The organism is Ideonella sp. P3_A4 (assembly GCF_056403075.1).
Genome location: NZ_JBFUGE010001001.1, coordinates 1 through 1530, shown reverse-complemented (window position 1 = coordinate 1530; position 1530 = coordinate 1). Strand labels below are relative to the sequence as shown.

Annotated in this window: 2 protein-coding genes; both read right to left on the bottom strand. The window is 70.3% G+C overall.

Features of this window, described 5'->3' with window-relative positions; genetic code table 11:
- Positions 1-87 precede the first annotated feature (87 nt).
- On the bottom strand, positions 88-867 hold the full coding sequence (locus AC1DYI_RS35270) for a LytR/AlgR family response regulator transcription factor (protein WP_477208748.1): 780 nt from the start codon (positions 865-867) through the stop codon (positions 88-90).
- Positions 868-943: 76 nt separating this feature from the next.
- Positions 944-1530: sensor histidine kinase (locus AC1DYI_RS35265; RefSeq protein ID WP_477208747.1), on the bottom strand; the 587-nt coding region annotated here is incomplete at its 5' end.

Below are 1530 nucleotides of genomic sequence, written 5' to 3'. Positions count from 1 at the left end.
CACCAGCGGTAGCCGGCCACTCCGAGCGCCACCAGCAGCAGCGCCAGCAGCAGCGACCAGTGCGTTCTGCGTTCGTTCACCCGGCCATCAACCGGCACGCGCCAGCACCTCGCGCACCTGCGGCAACTGGCGCCGCGACACCGCCAGCCACTCGCCGCTCGGTTCGACCTGAACCGCCCAGCTCTCGCCCCCCTCTTCGGCCTCCGTGCCCGGCATCACGCGTCGCTCAAGCGCGCGCACCGCCGATTTCGCGACCACCATGCTGCGGTGGATGCGCACCACCGCATCGCCCAGGCGCTGTTCCAGGTCGGTCAGTGCATCGTCCAGCACATAACGGTGCTTCGTGGTGCACAGCGTGACGTACTTCATCTCGGCGCGCAGGTACACCACCTCGGGCACCGGGATGCGCAGCACGCGGCCCCGGTCGCTCACCACCAGCGTCGGCGCTTCAGTCAACGGGGTGGCGGCTGCGAGGGGTGGCAACGATGCGCGACCCAGCCGATGCTCGACCCGGCCCAGGGCCTCTTGCAGCCGAGCGCGCCGCACCGGCTTGGTCAGGTAGTCCACGGCATCCACTTCAAAAGCCTGCAGCGCATGTTCGGCGTGCGCGGTCACCAGCACCACGGCCGGTGCCGGTTGTTGCTCACGCAGCTTGCGTGCCAGGCTGATGCCGTCCATGCCCGGCATGTGGATGTCCAGCAGCACGGCGTCGACCGGCTGGCGTGCCAGCGCGTGCAGGGCCTCGGCGGCGCTGCCGGCTTCGTCGACCACCGTCGCCGCCGGGCGCACACAGTCGGCCAGCAGGCTGCGCAGGCGCATGCGGGCCAGCGGTTCATCGTCGACGATCAGTACACGCAAGCGGTCCATGGTGAGGGATTGTCGGCGTTGGGCCGTCGGCCGGCCAGCGGCCAGAGGAGCAACGGTTGGTTTCAGCCGCCGAACGTCACAAGGGCAGGCCGATGCTCACGCGGTAGCGGCCGTCCTCGGTCAGGCCGTTGCGGAAATCGGCGTCCAGATCGTGCATCAGGCGCAGGCGCTCGCGCACGCTGGCAATGCCGATGCCGTGGCCTGGCCGCGACGGGCCCGGCGCCACGGTATTGGTGACCGAGATCATCACGCGGTCGCGCCGGCGGCGGGTGCGGATCTCGATCGTGCCGCCCTTGTCGGCCGGCTCGATGCCGTGACGCACCGCGTTCTCGACCAGGGGCTGCAGCGCCAGCGGCGGCAGCTTGGCGGCGGCGGCGTTGGCATCCAGATCCCATTCCACCTCGAGCCGGCGAGGGCCGAAGCGCAGTTGCTCGATCGCCAGGTAGCGGCGCGCCAGCTCGATCTCGGCGCCGACGGTGGTCGCCTGGTCGAGCGCGCCGAGCGCCGCGCGGAACAGATCGGACAAGTCCTCCAGCACCTCTTCGGCGCGCTTCGGATCCAGCTGCACCAGCGTGATCGCGGTGTTGAGCGTGTTGAACAGGAAGTGCGGGCGGATACGCGTCTGCAGATCGGCCAGTCGCGCGGCCGCGGCCGCCGGCAAAA